The sequence below is a fragment of the Nocardiopsis nanhaiensis genome, from assembly GCF_054778635.1.
The window spans coordinates 1-22,171 of the sequence record NZ_BAAGZJ010000084.1; the positions used below are offsets into that span (position 1 = coordinate 1).

The following is a 22,171-nucleotide window of genomic DNA, read 5'->3' on the forward strand; positions in this document are numbered from 1 at the left end:
GTGGCGGGCAACTCCTGAGCGAACAACCGGCGCGCCAGCTCGGCGCGCCCGTTGGCCTCAACGGGGGCCATCCCCACCGAGTGGATCAGCCAGTTCTGCACCGACCTCTGCCCACCCGCCTCCAACAGGGTCCCGGCCGCCTCCAGCTGCGCCAGCCGCAGCAGCATCGAAAGCTGGGCCTGCTCCATGTCCTCGAACACCTGCGAGATCACATCCAGGACCTCACCAACTGCTCCGGTCGGGGGCACCTCCGCCATTTCCGAAGCGATCTTTCCCCGGGCAGCACCCATGGCGGACACGGCGGGGGTGTTTCCCGCCGCATTCCCGCACTGCCCGAAAGAAGAAGTCATACCCTAAGGATACCAACAACACCTCGAAAAAGAACTAACTCGGAGGATATAAAACACTTACCCGAACACCCAGACCCGCCTTTAAACCCCCCCAAAAAAAGCCTTCCAAAAAGGTTCTCAGACCCCTGTCCGCATTCTCGAACAAAGCGGACACATGCGCACCCGATTGGGAATGATCTTGCCCCTGGCTCCACTCTCGGCCGTCGAGGGTGGAGACAGGGGCAAGATCAGCGGGGTTTTCGCCTCCCACATTGACCGGCCGCGACACCCGTAACCGGTGGGCTCCGGTGGAGTGGCTCACCCGGCCGAAGGCCGTGCTGTTCGGGGTTCGCCGCACACCTTGACCAGCCGCGACACCGCCAGGCGTCAACGCTCCGGCGCAGGGGCAGGCATCGGCCGCCAGGCCGAGGGTTCGGTTTTTCGGGCGAAGCCCGAATTCGCCACAGGCCTCAACCACCCTTCCCCCTTTCCCGATAGCCGCCAACCCGCCGTCGGAGCGGAGCGGGTCAAGGTGGAGCGCCGTTGACGCGCGAAGCGCTCGATGGCGACGACCTTGACGCGCGCAGCGGAGACGGCCACAATCGGGCGGTGGGAAAGGAGGGCGCCCCGAACACAACGGGGACCCAACCCAAGAACCCCACCCTCATAGACCCCCGCAGGGAAATCGTCGGACTCACCTCAGAGGGGCATCCAGCACTCCCGCATTCATCAGGAAATCAGGAAATCCCGTGGGGATCAGCGGATATCACGTGCCTTTCTGCAGGCTCCGCTCTGCAAAGATGCCCATCGCCTCGTGCTGGTAGTCGGCCAGGCCCGGGGCCACCCGCTCGTAGACCTCTCGCCACGGGCCGTCCTCGGCGTAGACCCGGCCCAGGTGGGCGAAGGCCTCCGCATCCGGGGTCCACATGCGGCAGATCTGCCGGTAGTGCGCGCCGACCTCCTCCTGCACGGCCGGGGCGTCGGCCGGGGTGCCAGCCCTGAGGTGACCGGCCATCCGGGCCATCTGCTCGACCGCCTCGGCGCGCGTCCGCTGGCTGTCCTCATCGGTCATCCCCTCCGTCGCGGCCCGGGCCTGCTCCCACTGCTCAGGCCAAGCGGTCCGCGCCCGCTCGCTGTAGTGGGCGGTGTCGAAGCCCGCGAAGAGCTCCTCCGGCCGGTGACTCATAGTGTCTCCCTCCAACGCGTCGACGGTGCGACGCACGGTGTCGACGAGGGTGCTGAGCCGGTCCCGCTCGGCCTCGAGGTCGCGCAGGTGCTGGCGCAGCGCCACGACCTCGTCGCGTTTCTCGTCCAGGACCCGGCGGATGTCCGCCAGCCCCAGGCCGAGTTCGCGCATGACCAGGATCCTCTGGAGCTTGCGGAGTTCCCGTGGCCCGTAGCGGCGCAACCCGCCGGGTCCGGTGCTCTCCGGCACCAGCAGACCGACGTGGTGGTAGTGGCGCATCGTCCGGGAGGTCACCCCGCTCATCCGGCAGACCTCACCCATCGACCACGACATCCCGGATCTCCCCTCGTCAGGCCGGTTCCTCCGACCCGGAAAAGACGCTAGGCGTTGACGTTACGTCAACCGCAAGTCGCGGCGATACGTCCATGGATCGACCGATAAGGGACGTCAGGCGGGGAAGGGAAACAGTACGAGGACAACAGGACGCGAAGGCAGGTGGGCCGTGCGGCCACTCATCCCCCAGGATCCTGAACAGATAGGCCGCTACCGGCTGACGCACCGTCTAGGCACCGGGGGCATGGGGCAGGTCTACCTCGCGCGCACCCCCTCGGGTATCCAGGTCGTCGTCAAGGTGGTCCGTGCGGGTCTCCTGGAGGACGCCGAACTGACCGAGGGCGGCACCGACTACCGGGAACGGTTCGCCCGCGAGGCCGAACTCGCCTCCCGGGTCGGCGGGTTCTACACTGCCGAGGTCGTGGACTGCGACCCCCGCGCGGACCGCCCCTGGATCGCCTACGCCTATATCCGCGGCCTCTCCCTGAAGGAGTTCCTCCAGCTGAAGGGCCCCCTCGACCCGCCCTCCCTGCGCGCCTTGGCCGCCGGCCTGGGCGAGGGCCTCCAGGCCATCCACGGCAACGGGCTCATCCACCGCGACCTCAAACCGAGCAATGTCATCCTGTCCGAGGACGGCCCGAGGATCATCGACTTCGGCGTGGCCCGCCCCGTCCAAGGCAGTTCCATGACCGGCACCGGCCACGTGTTCGGCACCCTTCCGTACATGTCGCCCGAGCAGGCCGAAGGCACACCCCTCTCCCCCGCCTCGGACCTGTTCGCCCTGGGTACCACCCTGGCCCATGCCGCGACCGGGGACAGCCCTTTCGACACCTCCTCCAACCCCCGCACGCTGATGCGGCTGGTCGGGCCGCCTCCGGTGCACCTGCTGACTGCGCTCCCGGAGGACCTGCGCTCCCTCATCAGCGCGTGCTGGAGCCACGACCCCGAACAGCGCCCCACCCCGCGGCAGGTCATCCACCGCTGCACCAGTGCGGGGCTCGACCGCACCTGGCCGCCCCGGGACGGGGACCAGAACGTCCCGGCCGCGCTCCCTCCGCCCACACGTCCCGAGCCCCCGGGCCAGGGACCGCGCAGGGGCGTCCTCCTGGCGCTGGCCGGTTCGGTGCTGGCGCTGCTGGTCGGGATCACGGTGTGGTTGGTGGCATCGGCCGACGGGGACAGCGGTGGTCTCGCCGCGCCGACGCCCCAGGACCCGACCGACGCGGGCACAGCCCCGGATACTGACCCCTCGAGCGTCCGCTGGGCGGGCGAGTGGGCCGGTGAGGAACCCAGCGGCCTGCTCGGCGACACCGGCGGCGCCGACCTGTGGCCGCTGGCGGTCAGCCCCGACGGTTCCCTGGTCGCGACCGGGAGCGGCCAGGACAGCGATGTGCAGGTCCAGCTGTGGGAGACCGAAGCCGGGATGGAGCGCGGTGCTCTCCAAGGGCACGACCGGCGCCTGCGCGATCTGGCGTTCAGCCATGACGGTTCCCTTCTTGCCTCAGCCAGCTGGGACGGCACCGTCAGGGTGTGGGACGTCGCGGACGAGGAGGAAGACGAGGCGGTCGAGACCCTGACCGACCACACCGACCAGCTCCGCTCCGTCGCTTTCGACCCGACGGGCGGCCTCATGGCCACCGGTGCCGCCGACGGGAACGTGCACCTGTGGGACACCGAGGGCTTCGAGCTCCTCGACACGCTGGAGCACGACCACGGTGTGCTCAAGGTCGCCTTCTCCCCCGACGGCGCCACCCTCGCCACCTCCTCCAGCCCTGGTACGGACACCCCCGGGGTGGTGGGCGACATCCTGCTCTGGGACCTCGGTTCCCTGGAGCAGATCCAGGAGTACCCGCTCACCATCCCGGAGGGCACCGACAACGAGAGCGCCCGCGCACTGTCCTTCGACGCCGACGGTGCAGTGCTGGCGGCCGCGGGGGTCGGCGGGGTCATCCACCTGTGGGACGTGGACGACCCCGAGACCCATGAAGTGGTAGCCGTGCTGGACGAGCGCAGCGAGGACCCGGTCCGCAGCACCATCCATGAGCTCGCCTTCAGCCCGGACGGCACGGCCATGGCCACCGTGGGCAGTGACACGCTCGTGCGTGTGTGGGACGTGGACCAGAGGGAGGAGCTGCACCGGCTGACCCGGCACAGCGCCTTCACCCGGGGTGTGGCCTTCTCCCCGGACGGCGCCACCCTCTACACCTGCGCCGACGACGGCACGGTCCGCGTCTGGCCCGCACCCAGCTGACCGCACAGCCAACCCGGGCCCCTAGATCGCCTCCTTGCGCTGCAGGTAGCTGAAGGCGGCCCAGCCGGGCAGGACCGGGAACCAGAAGGTGAGCACGCGGAACAGCAGGACGGCGGGCAGGGCCACCGCAGCGGAAATCCCGGCGACCGCCGTCAGGCCGCCGATGAGGGCGGCCTCGACCGCACCGAGCCCGCCCGGGGTGGGGGCCGCCGATCCGATCGCGTTGCCCGCGAGGAACACCACCGCGACCGCGACGAGGCTGACCTGTGTCTCCGGCCCGGCGAACGCCAGGACGGAGAAGTGCAGGCACAGCACGAAGGCCACAGTCAGCAGCAGGGTTCCGCCCACGCCGAGCAGCAGGCTGACCGGGCGCTGGAGCAGGTCCACCAACTGGGGCAGGACACCGGTCAGGTAGGGGCGCAGCCGTCCGCCGACGGCGCTGCGCAGCTTCGGGTGCAGGAGGACCGCCGCGACGCCGACTGTTCCGGCGATCACGATGACGACCACGGTCGGCGAGGGCGTGAACCCGGTCCAGTACGAGGTTCCGGTCAGGTAGGCGCACACCAGGAGCAGCGGCACGTGGATGAGGAAGCCCACCAGCTGGGTCAGCCCCACCGCGGACAGGGCCAGCGACGTGGGCACGCCCGCCTTGATGACGAACCTGCCGTTGATCGCGATCGACCCCAGTCCGGCCGGGGCCGCGATGCGCACGAACGACGCCGCGTACTGCACCATGACCGTCCGCCACCAGGGCAGGGGGGACGGGACGAATCCGACCAGCACCATAGCGGCAGCGACCATGCAGGTGGTGGCCATGGCGAAGGCGGCCAGCGCCCACCAGGGCTCCGCGTGGCGGATCGTCGCCAGGTCGACCCCGGCGAGCTGGTAGACGAGCACCAGACCGACGACGGTGGCGACGACGACGCTGACGATCGTCCGCGGGCGCATCCGTTCCAGGCGCGCGGGTTCGGCGGGGGCCTCAGGCACCGTCGCGACGAGGTGTCGCCGCAGGTCGGCCAGGAGTTCGCGGTCGGTCCGGCGGAGCTCGGCGCGCAGTCTGTGGGGCAGGCCCGGGGGTTGGAGCAGGGGCAGGACGGCGGCGGTTGCGCCCATGCCCAGGGCGCGTACGGCCGAGGCCACCGCTCGTTCCGGGCCCACGCGCAGCGCGAGCAGGGTGATCATCGCGGCCGTGTCCAGTGAGGTCCGGATCTGGGGGGCGGCCACCGACCCGTGGTCGACCCCGGCCAGGGCGACGGTACCCTGGGCGTCGTCGAGGACGCCGACCGTCGTGCCGTTGAGGTCGCCGTGGGCCACGCGGCGCCGGTGCAGCAGACCGAGCTGGTGCCAGAGGTCGTCGAGCAGGCCGTCGGTGATCTCAGCCGGGTCCAGGCTGGCCAGGCCGCGTACGCGGGAGCGTTCTCTGGCCAGGAGGACGGTACCCGGGGCGAGCTCGCCCACGGCCAGGACCCGGGGGGCGGCGACCCCGGCGTCGCGGGCGGCGGAGCTCATCAGGACGGCGTGTTCGGCGCGTCTTCGCACGCTGTAGAGCATGCGGGGGGCGACGGGACCGCGTAGGAGCAGCAGGTCGCGCAGACGCGGCCAGAATCCGCTGGTGTTGTCGGAGCTGAGGACGTGCAGGTCGATCCGGCGCCCGTCGGTGAGGTCCGCGAGGTAGCGGGGGTCGCCGTCCCCGTTGTTCCCGGCGGGGACGAGCCGGTCCACGGCCAGGTCGAAGCGGCGGAGCTCGTCGTGGATCTGCCCGGTGGCCGGGGGCGGCACGCTCGCGCCGACCGCGTAGCGGGCCAGGGCCGCGAAGGTCAGGCCGACGAGGACGGTGAAGAGGACGGCGAGGATGCTGGTGACCCCGGCCATGATCGCGGTGGCGGCGACCACGGCATTGGTTCCCCACAGCAGGGGCCGGACCCGCGGATGCCCGGTGGGCATGGTGCGGGTGAAGGCGATCCCGGCGGCGACGTAGCCGAGTGTGGCGGCGGTCAGGACGTCGTCGGGGAGGCCGGGGGGCGGTTCGGCTCTGTGGGTGGCGGTCTCCAGCTGGGCGTTGACCCAGGACGTCATGGCGTAGGCGGACACCGCGGCGACGATCGGGCGGAGCAGGTCGCGCAGATCCCCGACGAAGAGGGTGCGCAGGACGACGTAGGCGACCAGGACGATGAGCAGCAGGTTGGCGCCCAGCGCGGTGACGAAGAGCAGCCCGGACGGGATCACCGCGCGGAGCTGGGAGGCGTCATCGGTCGGCCCGCCTTCGGCCATGGCGTCGCTGACCAGGACCAGGACGACGATGACCAGGACCAGGCCGGCCAGCCCGATCAGGAGGTCGACGGGGCTGCGCGGGGCCCGCGCGGCGGTTCGGCCCGGGGTGGGGGCCGGGGTGTCGGTCGGGGTTGTTGTCACGGGAACAAGCCTGCCCGACTCCTGGGGATTCGGACACCAGGGGTGGGGGTGTTTCGTCCGGTCCGCTCCGGGCACGGGACGGCGCCGCCGGGACCGGCCCGGCGGCGCCGTGGTGCGGGTGGGCCGCCCCTCAGGAGGCGCACCCCGGGTCCCGACTACTCGGACAGGGGGATGACCCCTCGCTCGTAGGCCCGGACGAGGTTGCGGGGTACGCGGTACCCGCGGCCGCGGATGTGCACCGTGACCAGGTCCGGGGGCGTGGCCTTCCATTGGGATCGGCGCGTGCGGGTGTTGGCACGCGACATCTTGCGCTTGGGTACGGCCATGTGACCTGTGCCTTCCTGTTGGTTGCTGGCGCTGGCCTGCCGGTTAGTTCCGCTGGTACCGGCGCTGGAAGCGCTCCACCCGGCCGGCGGTGTCCACCACGCGGGCGGTACCGGTGTAGAAGGGGTGGCTGGCGCTGGAGATGTCGACGTCGACGAGCGGGTAGGTGTTGCCGTCCTCCCACTCGATGGCCTTCTCACTGGTCATGGTGGACCGGCTGAGGAAGGCGAAGTCCGCCGACTTGTCCCGGAAGACGACGGGTGTGTACTCGGGGTGGATTCCGTGGCGCATGCGGGTCTCCGTTCGGTTCTGGCCGCGGTTCAGCGTTCCTCGCGGAAGTCGACGTGGCGGCGGAGCTTGGGGTCGTACTTGCGCAGGACCAGGCGGTCGGGGGTGTTGCGTCGGTTCTTCCGGGTCACGTAAGTGGTCCCGGTCCCCTCCGTGGACTTGAGCCTGATGATGGGTCGGACGTCATTGCGTGCCATGGGCGTCTCCTCTGGTCGCCATGCCGGTCAACGTAATGATAACCGTTTTCATTCCCACTGCGATCACACACCACCGGGCATCAGAATGCGCAGGAAAAACTACTTATTGTGGTTATCTCGTCACAGAAAACTGAGGCCTGAGGAGAACCATGGCGCCCGAACGCGGACCCGGCGAGCACAGACCCAGCCGACGACAGGCACTGCGGGCCACCGCGGGCCTCGGCGTCCTCACCGCCGCCGCGCTGTTCGGCGGCGCGGGACGACCCGCCGTCGCCGCCCCCGACACCGGTTCCGCACCCGCCTTCACCGCGGTCCCGGTCGCACACGCCGACGCCGTCACCGTCCCGCCCGGCTACACCGCCCGGGTCCTGCTCCCTTGGGGCGCCCCGCTCCGGTCCGACGATCCCCGTTGGCGGTCCGACGCCACCGACACCGCCGACCGGGCCGCCCGCCAGGTGGGCACCGGGCACAGCGGGCTGCACTACCTCCCGCTGCACCCCGGCCACGAGGGCGGGCGCCGCGGACTCCTGGTGGTCAACCACTCCTGGGCCGACCCCGCCCTGCTCCACTCCGACGGCGGCCACGCCGCCACCGAAGCCCACACCGACAAGGAGATCGCCTCCCTCGGTGTGACCGTCGCACGCGTAGAGCTGACGGACGGCCGCTGGCGGGTCGTCGACGACGGACTCAACCGCCGGCTCACCGCGGCCTCGCCCGCCACCCTCTCCGGCCCGCTCGCCGACCACCGGTCCCTGGAGACCGGCGCGGACCCTGTCGGGGTCGTCGGCGGCTCCGCGCACGCCGTCACCCCGTGGGGGACCTACCTGACCGGTGAGGACACCCTCGCCGACCTCTTCGGCACCGACGCCGACGGGTGGAGCGCCTCCGCGGCCCAGCACGCCTACGGCCTGACAGCGGACTCGGCGTACGGCTGGCACTCCCACCGGGAACGCTTCGACCTGGACCGCACCCCCAACGAGGTCCACCGTTTCGGCTGGACGGTGGAGGTCGACCCCCTCGACCCCTCCGCCACCCCGGTCAAACGCACCGCGCTGGGGCGGCTGGCCCAAGGCGGGACGGCCGTCTCCGAGTCGCGCGGCCGGGCGGTGGTCTACATGAGCGACCGCGCCCACATCTACAAATTCGTCGGTTCCCACACCTGGCGCGAGAGCCGGCAGGACCCGGACACGGGTCCCTTGGACGAGGGCACCCTCTACGCCGCTCGCTTCGACTCGGACGGCCTGGGGTCCTGGATCCCCCTCGACCACGGGCGCTCCGGGCTATCCGAGGACGACGGTTTCGCCGACCAGGCCGACGTCCTGCTCCGCGCCCGCGAGGCCGCCGACGCTGTGGGCGCCACCGAGTTCCCACGGCCGGGCGGTCCGTCCGTCCACGCCGCCAGCGGCACCCTTTACTGCCCCGTGGCCTCCGGGCCGGAAGGCGGGCGCGTGCTGTCCTGGACCGAGGGGGCGAGTGACCACGGCGCGGCGCTCTTCTCCTGGAACGAGGCGGTTCGGGCAGGGAGCCAGGACCGAGAGGAGGAAGCGCTCTTCGCCGTCCCGGGCGGGGTCCACTGCGGCGAAGACGGGCGGCTGTGGATCACGACGGACGTGGTGCGCCTCGGCGACGGATCCGAGGACGGACACGAACGGCTGGGCAACAGCGCCCTGCTCTGCGCCGACCCCAGCAGCGGTGAGGTGCGGCGCTTCCTGACCGGGCCGCGCGGCTGCGGGATCGCGGGGGTGACGGCCACGCCCGACCAGCGCGCCCTGTTCGTCACCGTGCAGGGCCCGGGGTCGGCCGTCGCCGGCATGGGTTCTCCTACTGCCGACGACCCGCGCGCGGTGGGCAACTGGCCGGGGTTCGAACCGGACGGGCGCCCCCGCTCGGCGGTCGTGGTGGTTCGCAAGGACGACGGCGGGATCATCGGAACGTGAACGGTGCTTGGAGCACAGGTAGGGCAGGCCCGTAGTGCGGAGTGAGGTGGGCCCGCTTCGCCGGGCGCCGCCCGTTGGCATAGCTTGGCCCGGTGAACCAGGAGACAGGACCGCCCCGAACACCACTCGACGCCGTGCGCCGACGGCGTTTCCTGCGATCCTCCTGGCCGTGGCGGAGTCTGGGCCACTTGGCGTCGACCCTGCTGGTCGGGGTCGCGGCCAGCTTCGTGATGACCCCGATCCTGGCTCCCCTGGTCATCGCGGGTGAGGCCCTCGGATCGGCCCAGCGCGACCCCCAGGAGATGTGGATCGCCGCCGCCCTCCTGCTGATGGTCGTCCTGCTGACGCTCATCTGCGGTCCGCTCGTCGCGATCGCCCTCGCGGGCGTCGAACGGTGGCGGCTGCGGCTGGTCCACCCGCCCGTCGCCAGCGGGCACCGGACTGCCGGGCCCGGGCTGTTCGGCTGGCTGCGCGTGCGCTACACCGAGGCCGCGACCTGGCGGGAGTTCGCCTACCTGGCCCTGCTCACCCTGGTCATCGACCCGATCGCCTACGCCCTGCTGTTCCTCTTCGTGGGCATGGGCGCCTTCCTCGCCCTGGGACCGGTCATTACCGCCTTCGGGGAGACCATGGCCCTGGGCCCGTGGCAAGTCGACGACCCCGTGACCGCCCTGGTCCTGGTCCCACCCGGCGCTGCCCTGCTCCTAGCCTCCCCCTACGCCTTGGCCCTGACCGTCGGCGCGCACGCATCCCTGTCCCGCACCCTGCTCGGCGGACGCGACACCGAAGAGCTGCGCTCCGAGCTCGTCGAGGTCACCCGTTCACGTGCCCGCCTGGTGGACGCCTTCGAGACCGAACGCCGACGCATCGAGCGCGACCTGCACGACGGGGCCCAGCAGCAGCTCATCTCCTTGGCCATGCAGGTGGGGCTGGCCCGCATGGACGCCCCTCCCGGCAGCGACATGGAACGGACCCTCGCCTCGGTGCACGGCCAGGCAAAGGAGGTCATCGGGTCCCTGCGCGAGATCATCCGCGGAATCCACCCCAAAGTCCTCAGCGACCGGGGCCTGCCCGCCGCCCTCCCCGAGCTGGCCGACCGTTCCGCCGTCCCCGTCCGCACCCGCGTGGACCTGCCCCGGCGCTTGCCGTCACACGTGGAGAGCACCGCCTACTACGTGGCGTCCGAGACACTGAGCAACGTCGCCAAGCACGCCGAGGCCACCGAGGTCCGGTTGAACGCCTCCCTCGACGGTGACACGCTTGTCGTCGAGACCACCGACGATGGCCGGGGCGGCGCCGACCCCGACGGGGGCACGGGACTGACCGGCCTGGCCGACCGGGTCGCCGTCGTCGGCGGCCGAATCTGGCTGTCGAGCCCGCCCGGCGGGCCCACACGGCTGCGAGCGGAGATCCCTTGCCAACCAGCATCCGAGTAGTCCTAGCCGAGGACGGCGCCCTCCTGCGCGAGGGCCTGGCCGGTCTCCTCCACCGGTTCGGCTTCGAGGTCGAATCGGCGGTCGGGGACGCTGAAGCCCTGCTGGAGGCGGTCGACCAGTACGGGCCCGACCTCGTGGTCACCGACATCCGGATGCCGCCGGACTTCAGTGACGAGGGCCTGCGCGCCGCCGTCCGGATGCGCCGCGACCGGCCCGAGCTCCCTGTGGTGGCGCTGAGCCAGTACGTCGAGTCCAGCTACGCGTCGGAGCTCCTGGACTCCCAGGACGGGCGGGGCATCGGCTACGTGCTCAAGGAGCGCGTGGTGGACGTCGCCGACTTCGCCGAAACCCTGCGCCGGGTGCACGAGGGCGGCACGGTCATCGACCCGGCTGTGGTCCGCCAGCTCGTGCGCCGCCGCAGCACCCCGCTCGAACGGCTCTCCGAACGCGAGCGGGAGGTCCTCGCCCTGGTCGCCGAGGGGCACTCCAACACACGGATCGCCCAGGAGCTGGTGGTCTCCGAACCGACCGTCGGCAAGCACATCGGCAACATCCTCGCCAAGCTCGACCTACCCCCGGACGGCACCGACGTGGACCGCCGGGTGATGGCTGTCCTCACCTACCTGCGCGAACAGCCAGACTGACCGGAACCGAAGCAATTTCCTGTTGACGCACACGGCCGGATGGCCAGAGAGCGGAACGCCGGAGACCGGAGACCGGATGGCCGTGAATCTCAATGGGTGCATGGAGGGTTCGGGGGTTGTCTTCTGCGCTGGGGTGTCCTCCTTTCCCGCCGCCCGATGGTGGCCGTCTCCGCTGCGCGCCTCAAGGTCGTCGCCATCGAGCGCTTCGCGCGTCAGTGGCGCTCCACCTTGACCCGCTCCGCTACGACGGCGGGTTGGCGGCTATCGGGAAAGGGGGACGCGTGGTCGAGGCCTGAGCGGGACCAACACGGCCTTCGGCCGGGTAACCCCCCCCTCGGCCTGGCGGCCGATGCCTACCCCTGCGCCGGAGCGTTGACGGGTCGGGTGTCGCGGCCGGTCACTGTGGGCAGCGGACCCCGAACAGCGCGGCCTTCGGCCGGTGGGCCACTGCGCCGGAGCACACCGGTTGAGGGTGTCGCGGCCGGTCACGGTGGGCAGCGCGAAACACCGGGGCGGGTTGGGTTGAGGTGGGTGTGTGGTGAACCCCCTAGTTGGAGTCAAAAACGAGGGTGACCGTGACTCCAGGAAGGGGGTTGGGCTGGCTCCGGGTCCCCGTCCGAGTCCTCCCCCTTGTTGCTGCGGTTGCGGTGGGAGGGGCGGCCCTGCCAGGTGGACTGGTCGGGGTTGGTCTCCCTCCGGTACTTGAGCCGGTTGTGGTCCGAGCAGAGTGGCTGAATGTTGTCCGCGCTGGTGGACCCACCGGCGGAGAAGCTCTGCTTGTGGTCGGCCTCCGACCCGCTGGCCGGGAAGTTGCAGCCCTGGGGCCAGGCGCAGGTGGTGTGACCGAACATCCCCGAATCCCGCAGAGCACCCGTGGCATCGCGCTGGGTGCGGCCCACGTCCAGCACCCGGTCGCCCTTGGGGGAGGTGATCATCCGGCGCAGCACACTGTTGGGGGCCAGGGCACGGATCGCGGCCATGGAGACCACCTGCCCGTCCTGCGTCACCGCCGGGCCAGCAGCTTTGCCGTCGCCCTCGGCCTGGAGGCCGAGGAAGGTGGGCAGGGGCACCATGATGTTGATCATCGCCACCGCAGCACGCTTGCGACCCTGACCGCGCTTGCCATCCCCGACCCCGTCTTCGGCCTGCCCCTCGGCACCCCCGGCGCTCTCGGTGGGGTTCTGGGCGGACCGGACCAGGTTCATGAACGCGTCATACATGCGCTCCGAAGCCGACACGTGCAGCTTCTCGGGGTCATAGTCCGACTCGTGGGCCTTGAGCACGCACTGGAACTCCTCGGCGTGCTCACCCGGACCCCAGGCCTCGAACATGAACGTGGCATCGAAGGTGCGCACCAGGCGTGCACCACGGGCGTCGAAGGCGGCCTGGTACTGCTCCTCCACCACCGCCGGGTTGTACTGGGCCAGCAGCTCCCGGCCCAGCCGGGCGATGTCGGAGGTCGACATCGCCGGCTCCTTGGCTTTGGAGGCCAAGATCCCGGCCTCCACCATCCGCCGGAACCTACCAGCGTCCGGGCAGTCCTTGGTGTTGCGCTTGTCCACGGCCTTGTCAGCGGTCCGGCACACCGCCACCGCCTCACCGATCGACAGCAACCCCGAGTCCAGGCCTTCGCGGGTGGCGGGCAACTCCTGAGCGAACAACCGGCGGGCCAGCTCGGCGCGCCCGTTGGCCTCACCCGGGGCCATCCCCACCGAGTGGATCAGCCAGTTCTGCACCGACCTCTGCCCACCCGCCTCCAACAACGTCCCGGCCGCCTCCAGCTGCGCCAGACGCAGCAGCATCTGCAGCTGGGCCTGGTCGAAGTCCTCGAAGACCTGCGAGATCACATCCAGGACCTCACCAGCCGCACCCGTCGGCGGCACCTCCGCCATTTCCGAGGCAATGTTCTCTCGGGCAGCACGCGTAGCGGCCACGGCGGGGGTGTTTCCCGCCGCATTCCCGCCCTGCCCGAAAGAAGAAGTCATACCCTAAGGATACCAAGAAAGGAACAGAAAGGATCTAACCCCGGGGTGATAAGACACTTACCCGGCCACCCTGCATCGCCCTTTCTAGCCCCAAAGGCAAGCCTTCCAGGAAAGGAGCACGCATCCCCTGTGCGCGTTCTTGGGCAAAGCGGGCAAATTCAGGCCTTCGTGGGAATGATCTTGCTACCAGTAGCAATCTCGGCGCCGAAATTGACTCTGGTAGCAAGATCATCGGGAAAAGGCACACCGGGAGGGGCTCGCCTCCCACATTGACCGGCCGCGACACCGCCAGGCGTCAACGCTCCGGCGGCGTGGCAGGGATCGGCCGCCAGGCCGACAGAATCCGTTTTCGGGCGAAGCACGAAATGGCATGGACCTCGACCACCCGTCCCCCTTTCCCGATAGCCGCCAACCCGCCGTCGCAGCGGAGCGGGTCAAGGTGGAGCGCCGTTGACGCGCGAAGCGCTCGATGGCGACGACCTTGACGCGCGCAGCGGAGACGGCCACAATCACGCGGCGGGAAAGGAGGACACCCCAACCCAGAGAGGCAACCCACCCCAAGAAGGGCAACCCAAGCACCGGGGTGAGCCATCCTCGTCTGGCCCGGGACCACCGGCACCGAAATACCGGACAATGATCACCGATATACCAGGTCCACCGGGATCTCGAAAAGCACATTGCCCCGCCAGTTGGAACCCAAGCGCGGGTTCGCAGCGGACGGGGCCTTATGTGTCTCAGAGCCGGACGGGGCTGCGGAAAAGGGCCTTCGGCCCTAGACACCGGCCTCGGCGACGCGCCGTGCGACGCGCTCGGCCCGCAGGCCGCGGGCCTCGTCCGGGTCGAGCACCGGGGCAGCGGTGAGCAGCTGGCTGGTGTAGTCGCTCTGCGGGCTCTCGTACACCGCGTCGCTGTCGCCCATCTCCACGATCTCGCCCTTGCGCATGACCGCGACGCGGTCGCTGACCTGGCGGACCACGGCCAGGTCGTGGGCGACGAAGATGAAGGTCAGACCGAAGTCGTCCTGCAGCTCCGAGAGCAGGCGCAGCACCTGGTCCTGCGTGGACACGTCCAGCGCGGAGACCGGCTCGTCGCAGATGATGAGCTTGGGCTTGAGGATGAGAGCCCGGGCGATGGCGATGCGCTGGCGCTGGCCACCGGAGAAGGCGTGCGGGAACCGGTTGTAGTGGTTGGGCTCCAGGCCCACCCGCTCCAAGAGCTCCTGGACCCGGCTCCGGATCTTCTTGCCGTTCTTCTCACCTTGGACCTTCAAGGCGGTACCGATGCTCTCGCCGATGGTCAGGCGCGGGTTCAGCGAGGAGTAGGGGTTCTGGAACACCATCTGCACGTCCTTGCGCAGGGGCCGGAGCTCCCGCTCGGCCATGTGCGTGATGTCCGTGCCCTCGAATTCCACGGTGCCTTCGGTGGGCTCCAGCAACCGCATGACCATGCGTGAGAGGGTGCTCTTGCCCGACCCGGATTCACCGACGATACCGAGGGTCTCGCCCCGGTACAGGTCGAAGCTGACGCCCTTGACCGCCCAGAAGTCGCTCGCACGGCCCCACAGGCCGCCCCGGACCTTGAAGCGCTGCGACACGTCCTGGACGCGCAGAAGCGGCTCTTCCCCCTCCCGGCCGACGGGCGTGAAAGCCTGGAAGTCGCCCGGCTCGGTGACGGCGCCGGTGCGCTTCTCCCGCTCCACGCGCTCGGCGCGGTCCTGGGCACGCCGCTCGGCACGGGACACCTCCACGCGGGGCACCGCGGCCAGCAGCGCCCGAGTGTAGGGATGCTCGGGTGCCGAGAGCACCTGGCGCACGTCACCGCGCTCCACCGCCTGGCCGTGCCGCATCACCACGACCTCGTCCACGGAGCCGGCCACCACGGCCAGGTCGTGCGAGACCAGGATCAGCGCCATGTTGAGTTCGCGGCGCAGCTCGTCCAGCAGGTCGAGGATGCGTGCCTGCACGGTGACATCCAGGGCTGTGGTCGGCTCGTCGGCGAGCAGAACCTTGGGATCGCACATCAGGCCCATCGCGATGACCACGCGCTGGCGCATGCCGCCGGAGAACTCGTGCGGGTAGGAGTTCACCCGCTTGGCGGCGTCGGGGATACCGACCCGGTCCAGGGCCTCGACCGCGCGCTCGCGCGCCTCGGCCTTGGAGGTCTTGGGGTGGTGGACCGTGTATGCCTCGACCAGCTGGTTGCCGATCGTGTACTGCGGGTGCAGCGACTGCATCGGGTCCTGGAAGACCATCGCGATGTCGTTGCCGCGCATCGAGCGCAGCTTCTTGTCGCTGGCGGTCACCACGTCCTGCCCGGCCACCTCGATGGCGCCGGTGATCTGGGCGCGGCTGCCCCGGTGCAGGCCCATCAGGGCCATCGAGGTCACGCTCTTGCCCGAACCCGACTCACCGACGATGCCCAGGGCACCGCCCGCGGGCACCTCGAAGGAGAGGCCCTTCACCGCGTTGACGTCGCCGTCCAAGGTCGGGAAGGTCACCCGCAGGTCGTCCACGCGCACCACTGCGTCAGAGGCAGCGGATGCCGGTCCGGTCGAGGCCATGTCACTTTTCCTTCGGTAGAGCTGGTCTGGAGTCGCGCCGGCGGGCGCTAATTGGCGATCCGCACACGGGGGTCGACGACCGGGTAGAGCAGGTCGACGACCAGGTTGCAGACGACGACGAACACCGCGCCCATGAGCGTGACGCCCAGGACGACCGGCAGGTCCTTCGCGATGATCGAGTCGATCGCGTAGGCGCCCACGCCGTTGAGGGAGAACACCTTCTCGGTGAGGATCGCGCCGCCCAGGACCATGCCGATGTCCAGACCCAGGATGGTGACGATCGGGGTCAGGGTGGGACGGAGGGCGTGCTTGAAGATCACCTTCCGCTCGCTCAACCCCTTGGCCCGAGCAGTGCGGATGTAATCCTCGTTGAGGGTCTCCAGCATGCCCGCCCGGGTCTGCCGCGCGTACTGGGCGGCGTGCAGGAACGCCAGAGTCACCCAGGGCAGGAGCATGACCTGGAACCAGGACACCGGGTCCTCGGTGAACGGGACGTAGCGCGACACCGGGAACAGTCCCCACTGGTGGACCAGGAAGGAGAGGGCCAGCAGACCGGTGAAGTAGATCGGCAGGGACACCCCGACGAGGGCGGTACCCATGGCCAGGCGGTCGAAGAGGCTGCCCCTCTTGACCGCGGAGAGGACACCGACCGACACGCCGCCGACGACCCAGATCACCGCGGCGCCGATGCCGAGGGACAGGGTGACCGGGAGGCGGTCCAGGAGCTGGGGCAGCACCGGTGTGTTCGTGGTGAAGGAGTAACCGAGGCACGGGGCCGCGCACTCCACGGTCTCCCGGCCGAAGGTGAACTGCTGGCCGACGAGGATGCCGCGCACGAACTCGTAGAACTGGACCGCGATGGGCTGGTCGAGGCCGAGGCGGTCCACGGTGGCGTCGAGCGCCTCCTGGGTGGGCGCCTGGCCCACGTACAACGTCGCCATGCCCTGCGGGGTGACGCCCGCCCACCGGGGCAGGACGTAGAAGATCCAGAAGGTCACCGCCGTGACGACGGCGAGAAGCAAGAGACCCGCACCAAGGCGGCGAAGAATATAGTTCAGCATCGCGGTCGGCGGCGGGGCCCACGCAAGACCGTGGGTCCCGCCGCTTTCACCTGCCTTCTCGTACTAGTTCAGGCTGGCTTGGGGAAACTAGTCCCGGTCCACGCCCAGCGGCATGAAGTCGTACATCATGTACGCGGGCTGGTAGTAGACGTTGGTGAGGTCGTCGTTGCGGTACAGCAGCGACTTGTCGAAGACCACCGGCAGGATGACGGCGTTCTCCATAACGAGGGTGTCGATCCGCTCGTAGATGTCAGCGCGCTCGTCCGGGTCCTCGGTGCCCAGGGCCTGGTCCCAGAGGTCGTTGACCTCGGGGTCGTCGAGCTCGGCGGTGTTGAAGTTGCCGGTCTCCATGATCGCGTCGCCGTGCGTGATCTTGTTGGCGAAGCCGAAGCCGGTCGGCCAGTCCGGGCCCCAGCCCGAGACGCTCATGCCGATGTCGTTCTCACGGACGTAGTCCTGCGAACCGGCGTACTGGCCGAAGAAGTCGGCGGTGGGGAACTGCTCGATGCTCACGTCGATGTCGACGCGGGCCAGGGACTCCTGCAGGGACTCGGCGGTCAGGACGTCCGTCTCGCTCTCGGCTCGGACGGCGATGGTGGTGCTGAAGCCGTCCTCCTCGCCGCACTCCTCGAGCTTGGTCTCAGCCGCCTCGAGGTCACCGTTGTCGTCCTCGGACGGGTAGAGGTCCGACTCGTTGTTGGCGCCCGGGATGGCCGGGGGCAGCAGGTTGGTGGCGATGTCGCCGCCGGGCTCGCCTCCCCAAGCGCGCCACATGCTGTCGCGGTCGGCCGCGTACATGATCGCCTGGCGGCAGGCCACGTCCTCGATGATCGGGGTGTGGATGTTCACGTAGCGCAGGGCGCCGCTGTACGGGTTGTCCAGGTTGCCCTGCTCGTTCTCGTCCTCGAGGAGACGGGAGTGCATGGCCGGGCCGACACCGGTACCGCGGGCGTCGACGTCGAGCTCACCGCTGACCAGGCGCTCGTCGATCTCGTCCTGGCCGACGCCGATCTCAAGCTCGACACGGTCCGGCAGGGCCGGGCGCACGGAGTCGGTGTCGGGGTCCCAGTGCTCGTTGCGCTCGAGGTTCAGCTGCACGCCGGGCTCGTAGGAGCCGTCGAACTTGTACGGGCCGGAAGAGACGACGTTCTCCTGGTAGAGCTCACCGCGGTCGGCGTCCATCGGAACCGGGGCGGTCTGCACCTGGGTCAGGACGTTCGGGAACTCGGAGAAGGAATCGTTGAGGTGGAAGACCAGGGTGTGGTCGTCCGGGGTCTCGATGGAGTCGAAGCCCTCGAGCGGGTCCGCGCCCTCGTAGACGTCGTGCTCGTCCTGGTCCAGGTGGGCCGCGAAGTACTGCGGGCCCTGGGTGAAGACGCCGCCATTGAAGTTGGACCGGGCGATGCCGTACTTGATGTCCTCGGCCGTGATCTCCGTGCCGTCCTCGTACTTGAGGCCCTCTTGGATCTCGATGGTCCACTCGGTGAAGTCATCGTTGGGCTCGGGGAGGTCCACGGCCATGTCGGGGATCAGCTCGGTGGCGGCCTCGCCCGGCTCCGGGTTGAAGGCCAGGAGCGTCCGCGCGTAGTAGCGCTGGAAGTTCCAACTCCACCCGTAGTAGGTGTTGCCGGGGTCGGCGGAGTCGAAGTCTGCCTCAGAGGCGTACTTCAGCGTGCCGCCGGTCTCCTCGGACGGATTGACGATCTCGGTGGAGCCGAGGTCGAAGGTGCCCTCCGAGTCGCCGCCGCCGGTGGCGGCACCGCCGCAGGCGGACAGGAAGAGGGACGCCGTCGCGCCGAACGCGACGAAGCCGAGAGTGCGTTTCCGCAAGGAACTACCTCTTTCGAACCGGGTGGTGGGGATGGGTTGGACCCAGCGGGTAGATCCACGTCCGCGCGGGGTGGGTGTCGCCGCCCCGCACGAACGCGGGTCAGTCCGAGGTCCGGGGATCGAAGGCGTCTCGCAGTCCGTCGCCGAACAGGTTGAACGCCAGCACGGTGATGAAGATGGCCAGGCCCGGGAAGATGATGAAGTAGGGCGCCTGCTGGTAGAACGGCACCGCTTCGGCGAGCATCTTGCCCCAGCTGGGGGTGGGCGGGTTGATCCCGACTCCCAGGAAGCTCAGGGCCGCCTCGAACAGGATGTTCGTGGGGATCAGGAGCGTGGAGTAGACGATGATCGGCGTGATCAGGTTCGGCAGGATCTCCTTGACGAGGATGTGCCGGTTGCTGGCGCCCAGGCTCTTGGCCGCTTCGACGAACTCCCGCTCGCGGAGCGCGAGGGTCTGTCCGCGGACGATGCGGGCGATGTAGGGCCAGTTGAAGAACCCGATGATGAAGACGATGACGCCGATTCTGAGCCCGTTGCCGGTGAGGCCGAGGACGCCTTCGGGGATGACGCCGACGAGGGCGATCGCGAAGAGCACCAGGGGGAAGGCCAGGAAGATGTCCATGGCCCGGCTGATGACGGTGTCGACCCAGCCGCCCATGTACCCGGCGATGATGCCGAGGACCGTGCCGAGGAAGACGCAGAGCAGCGTGGCCAGGAAGGCGACGAGCAGGGAGATCTGGGCGCCGTAGAGGATGCGGCTGAAGAGGTCGCGGCCCGTGGTCGGCTCGACGCCGAGCAGGTGCTCTCCGCTCATGCCGCCCCAGCGGTCGCTGCCCAGTTCGGGGTTGTCGGGGTCGACGTAGGGCATCCGGGAGCCCGGGTTGATCAGGTCCTGGTGGAACTGGGTGGGCGGGTGACCGAACCACTTGACCAGGAGGGGCGCGAAGAGCGCCGCCAGGATGAGCAGGACCACGACCACGCCGGAAACCATGGCGACCCTGTCGCGCCGCAGCCGTTGCCAGGCGATCTGGCGCAGGGAACGGTTCTCGGCGTCGTTGCGACCCGAGGCCGACGCACCGTTGTCCGGGTCGACCGCTTCGGCCGCCCCAGGGGCATGCGAGGGCGCGCTCATCAGGCCACCACTCTCCACTCGTACGCTTCTGGCCGAGGGGACTGAACCCACGTGTGAGCCTTCCGGGGGATCACCCGCCCGAGTCTCGCAGTGGGGCCGGTCGGTTCTCGACACTGGCTGGCGTGGGCGTTCGGCCGACACAGCGGGAGGGTGACCCGTCACGTCGGCGCTGGCACACGGGGCGCCCACATCGAAAGAGATGTTGGACACACACGCGGACCGTTCCGCCCGGGATGTTACATAGCGACTAACTTACTCGCCGCCTGAGCGCCCGTCGTCCAAACCCTGGCCATGTGGCCGAATCGTAACGAAAGCTAACAAAAAACCCATACGAAGACTAAAGGCCCAAACTTCGTATTCATCGGATGACAAGGGTTGAGCTGCGACGGAGACGAGGTTTCAGCCCTCGACAACGATAGGGGAAGCTCTTCACCAGCTTCGCCACCATTAAGCCTGACTATGGCAAGTGCTATGAATCAGAACGTGTTGGCATGAATCCGCAGCGTGATACACGCCTTGAGGGCGGCCCCACCGAAGCGGGACCGCCCTCATGGCTCTTATTCGACTCTTGGGGCTCGCTGTGTGGAAGGCGCCTACTCGATGCCGTGCTTTCGCAGCAGTGCCTCGATGTCGTCGAAGTTGTCGTCCCCGTCGCCCTTCTTGGCCTGCTTCGGCTGGGGCGCGTTCACCTGCCCGGCGGCGGGCTGCCCGGACTCGGCCGCGGCGGGCGCACCCTCGGGCTGGGCCTTGTCCTGCGGCCTGGCGCCCGGCTTCACACCGATACCCCTGCTCTTCATGAAACCCGAGGCCACGTACAGGACCACCATCAGTCCGGCCAGCAGCACACCGGCCCAGACCAACGGGTTGAACATGAGCCCCACCAGGATGCCGACGATGCCGACCACGGTCTGCCAGAGGATGTTCATCAACCCGAGCAATCCTGCGACCAGCGGCAACAGAGACCACGACACGCCACGGAGTCCGTAGGCCAGTCCCTTCCGGCGCCACACGAAGAAGGAGATGATCAGGCCGACGGCGGCCAGGGCGGCCCCCAGCGTGAGGCCGGTCGTCATAGTCAGAGTGTCAGGCATACGACCAGTCTCCCATCCCGCGCCCAGACTCACATCCGGCTCATCCCCTAGGTTGACTCCTCGGGGTGTCCGGGCACGAAGCTCCTCACTTCCACGCTACCCGGCGCGGCGCCACGGCACCCGGAGTCCTCCCCGGTACTTCGCGCTACCTGATCCTGTCCGAGAGTGCTCCGGCGTTTACGCGGGTGGAGAATCGGATCTGATTTACACAGTGGGCTTGTGGTTGTGTACTTTCTGTGCTGGTGGCGGGTGATAACCAAGCTTGTCGCCGTGTCGCCGCCGGGCGGGCGGAGACGTTAAACGCCTGCGTAGGCCAGGTAAGACCGGGGTCTCGTTTTCCGGCGCCGGCCGGTGAAACAGGAACCGCGCGCCGTGAGGCGCGGGCACCACCCGCCCGTGAGAGCGGGTCGGTCTCCCTGTCGCTCACGACGGGGAGGACGTCAACCAGCGCTGCTCGCACCAGAGCGCTCGGCGACCAACGACTCCAACCAGTCCAGGTCCACCCCCACCAGACTGTCGCGGAGGACGACACCCTCGCGGGGCGGGATCTCCACGTGGTTGGGGACGGCGATCGTGACACAGCCGGCGTCCGCCGCGGAGGCAACCCCGACAACCGAGTCCTCGACGGCCACGCAGCGCTCCGGGGCCACGCCGAGACGCCTGGCGGCCCTGACGTAGGGGTCGGGGTCGGGCTTGTTCGCGGCCACCTCGTCACCGGCGACCGAGTCGACGAAGCTCGCCAACCCGATACCCGAGATCGCGGTCTCCACAAGTTCGCGCTCAGTGGAGGTGACCAGGGCGACCGGCACACCCGCACCGGACAGCATCGAGACCAGCTCCTTGGCCCCGGGCCGTACCTCGGCCCCGCCCTCCAGCTTGCGTAGGAACCGGGAGTAGAGGCGGTCGGCGACCTCACGCGGGGTGAGGTGGTCCGCCCCGGTCAGCTCGATGATGTACCGGCCGACCGGTTCCGCGGCGCTGCCGACGTTGGCCTGGTGGTCGTCGGCGGTCCACTCCCCGCCCAGCTCGGCGACCAGTTCGGCCTCAGCCTCCCCCCAGAGGTGCTCGCTCTCGATGAGGGTGCCGTCCATGTCCAGCAGCACCGCCTGAAGGCAGCGCTCCCCCGTCTCAGAGGGCTCGGGCAGTTCGGAACTCACAGTGCTCAATTCGCTCAT

Annotated in this window: 16 protein-coding genes and 1 pseudogene; 4 read left to right on the forward strand and 13 right to left on the reverse strand. The window is 69.4% G+C overall.

Annotated elements, in window-relative coordinates; translation table 11 throughout:
• Together ACYVD1_RS28380 and ACYVD1_RS28385 are read right to left on the reverse strand one after the other, a co-directional pair.
• Positions 1-350: pseudogene (locus ACYVD1_RS28380) on the reverse strand (HNH endonuclease signature motif containing protein); the annotation flags it as partial.
• A gap of 745 nt (positions 351-1,095) precedes the next feature.
• Complete coding sequence (locus ACYVD1_RS28385) at positions 1,096-1,848, reverse strand: MerR family transcriptional regulator (protein ID WP_460777571.1); 753 nt, start codon at positions 1,846-1,848, stop codon at positions 1,096-1,098.
• 169 nt (positions 1,849-2,017) lie between these two features.
• Here ACYVD1_RS28385 and ACYVD1_RS28390 point away from each other — a divergent pair, with 169 nt between their 5' ends.
• Positions 2,018-4,099, forward strand: coding sequence for a WD40 repeat domain-containing serine/threonine protein kinase (locus ACYVD1_RS28390; protein WP_460777572.1), 2,082 nt, complete (start codon positions 2,018-2,020; stop codon positions 4,097-4,099).
• A 21-nt stretch (positions 4,100-4,120) separates the two neighbouring features.
• On the opposite strand, the gene ACYVD1_RS28395 is transcribed toward ACYVD1_RS28390, so the two are convergent.
• From ACYVD1_RS28395 to rpmG, 4 genes are all read right to left on the reverse strand, one after another.
• Positions 4,121-6,511 (reverse strand): lysylphosphatidylglycerol synthase domain-containing protein, encoded by a 2,391-nt coding sequence (locus ACYVD1_RS28395; protein ID WP_460777573.1) that lies wholly within the window; start codon positions 6,509-6,511, stop codon positions 4,121-4,123.
• A gap of 155 nt (positions 6,512-6,666) precedes the next feature.
• On the reverse strand, positions 6,667-6,837 hold the full coding sequence (rpmF, locus tag ACYVD1_RS28400; RefSeq protein ID WP_460777574.1) for a 50S ribosomal protein L32: 171 nt from the start codon (positions 6,835-6,837) through the stop codon (positions 6,667-6,669).
• A 43-nt stretch (positions 6,838-6,880) separates the two neighbouring features.
• Positions 6,881-7,126, reverse strand: coding sequence for a type B 50S ribosomal protein L31 (locus ACYVD1_RS28405; RefSeq protein WP_460777575.1), 246 nt, complete (start codon positions 7,124-7,126; stop codon positions 6,881-6,883).
• Positions 7,127-7,155: 29 nt separating this feature from the next.
• Positions 7,156-7,320, reverse strand: a complete 165-nt coding sequence (gene rpmG / locus ACYVD1_RS28410; RefSeq protein ID WP_460777576.1) for a 50S ribosomal protein L33 — start codon at positions 7,318-7,320, stop codon at positions 7,156-7,158.
• A 149-nt stretch (positions 7,321-7,469) separates the two neighbouring features.
• Between rpmG and ACYVD1_RS28415 the strand changes: the two genes are divergently transcribed.
• The 3 genes from ACYVD1_RS28415 to ACYVD1_RS28425 all read left to right on the forward strand — a co-directional run bounded on the left by ACYVD1_RS28415 (position 7,470) and on the right by ACYVD1_RS28425 (position 11,337).
• Positions 7,470-9,257, forward strand: a complete 1,788-nt coding sequence (locus tag ACYVD1_RS28415) for a PhoX family protein (protein WP_460777577.1) — start codon at positions 7,470-7,472, stop codon at positions 9,255-9,257.
• 92 nt (positions 9,258-9,349) lie between these two features.
• Complete coding sequence (locus ACYVD1_RS28420; protein ID WP_460777578.1) at positions 9,350-10,693, forward strand: sensor histidine kinase; 1,344 nt, start codon at positions 9,350-9,352, stop codon at positions 10,691-10,693.
• Positions 10,672-11,337: a response regulator gene (locus tag ACYVD1_RS28425; protein ID WP_460777579.1), complete on the forward strand. Its 666-nt coding sequence runs from the start codon at positions 10,672-10,674 to the stop codon at positions 11,335-11,337. The genes ACYVD1_RS28420 and ACYVD1_RS28425 overlap by 22 nt, the downstream gene beginning before the upstream one ends.
• A gap of 557 nt (positions 11,338-11,894) precedes the next feature.
• Here the strand turns inward: ACYVD1_RS28425 and ACYVD1_RS28430 are convergent.
• From ACYVD1_RS28430 to ACYVD1_RS28460, 7 genes are all read right to left on the reverse strand, one after another.
• A complete protein-coding gene (locus tag ACYVD1_RS28430; RefSeq protein WP_460777580.1) occupies positions 11,895-13,322 on the reverse strand; it encodes an HNH endonuclease signature motif containing protein in 1,428 nt (475 codons plus the stop codon).
• A gap of 772 nt (positions 13,323-14,094) precedes the next feature.
• Positions 14,095-15,882, reverse strand: coding sequence for an ABC transporter ATP-binding protein (locus ACYVD1_RS28435; RefSeq protein WP_460777581.1), 1,788 nt, complete (start codon positions 15,880-15,882; stop codon positions 14,095-14,097).
• A gap of 47 nt (positions 15,883-15,929) precedes the next feature.
• Positions 15,930-16,943 (reverse strand): ABC transporter permease, encoded by a 1,014-nt coding sequence (locus ACYVD1_RS28440; RefSeq protein ID WP_460777582.1) that lies wholly within the window; start codon positions 16,941-16,943, stop codon positions 15,930-15,932.
• A gap of 87 nt (positions 16,944-17,030) precedes the next feature.
• Positions 17,031-18,773 carry an ABC transporter substrate-binding protein gene (locus ACYVD1_RS28445; RefSeq protein ID WP_460777583.1) on the reverse strand — a complete coding sequence of 581 codons (1,743 nt, stop codon included), beginning with the start codon at positions 18,771-18,773 and terminating at the stop codon, positions 17,031-17,033.
• A gap of 100 nt (positions 18,774-18,873) precedes the next feature.
• Complete coding sequence (locus ACYVD1_RS28450) at positions 18,874-19,905, reverse strand: ABC transporter permease (protein WP_460777584.1); 1,032 nt, start codon at positions 19,903-19,905, stop codon at positions 18,874-18,876.
• A gap of 593 nt (positions 19,906-20,498) precedes the next feature.
• Positions 20,499-20,996, reverse strand: coding sequence for a cellulose synthase (locus ACYVD1_RS28455; protein WP_460777585.1), 498 nt, complete (start codon positions 20,994-20,996; stop codon positions 20,499-20,501).
• Between the two features lie 440 nt (positions 20,997-21,436).
• Positions 21,437-22,171 (reverse strand): HAD family hydrolase, encoded by a 735-nt coding sequence (locus ACYVD1_RS28460; protein ID WP_460777586.1) that lies wholly within the window; start codon positions 22,169-22,171, stop codon positions 21,437-21,439.